The 586-nt window shown below is 43.3% G+C and carries 1 protein-coding gene; it reads right to left on the bottom strand.

All coding sequences use genetic code 11. The features are described 5' to 3' along the window. On the bottom strand, positions 1-381 hold a 381-nt coding region (locus tag PSI15_RS18380), incomplete at its 3' end, for an IS110 family transposase (RefSeq protein WP_273584770.1). Between the last annotated feature and the right edge of the window lie 205 nt (positions 382-586).

The following is a 586-nucleotide window of genomic DNA, read 5'->3' as shown; positions in this document are numbered from 1 at the left end:
TGACTGTCGGACATTATGGAGTGCACACAGATCCTGTTGAGAAAGGGTTTTTACCGGCACAAAATGCATATCAGGCCGATTGGCTGCTTCACAAATTGCCAAAGCGTCATTGGCATCATTTTTATGGTTTTTGACGAAAGCTTTAACGTGCTGAGGGGGGATAAGGCAAACCTCAAAGCCAAGAGCCTCAATCATTCGCCCCCAATAGTGGGCAGTGCTACAAGCCTCCATTGCCACCAAAGTCCCGGGTTCCATTTGCCTGACAGCATCCAGTAGCCGATTGCGGGTCATTTTTTTATTAAAGATAACGCGATTACCGTCGAGCAAACAGAGCTGAAAGACCGATTTTGCTAAATCAATACCAAGAATTTTATTACGCATGATGGACGCTCCCGTAAAATGAGTATGCTATTTCATTTTGGTATAATTGACGCCATGTGGGACGTCCATCTCATCAGGTCAGGTCTGAGCTAGTACAGATAATTGTCATAGGCTTCATGCGTGTTTTGAGGGTTTGTTTGGCGACAATTATCCAATCACAAATGAAGCCTTTTTTCTATCTTAAATAAAGGGTTATCGATTAAGA

Source organism: Xenorhabdus sp. PR6a, from assembly GCF_028599065.1.
Classification (GTDB): Bacteria; Pseudomonadota; Gammaproteobacteria; order Enterobacterales; family Enterobacteriaceae; genus Xenorhabdus; species Xenorhabdus doucetiae.
Note: the sequence above shows the minus strand (reverse complement) of the source record. Positions and strands in the feature narration are given on the sequence as shown.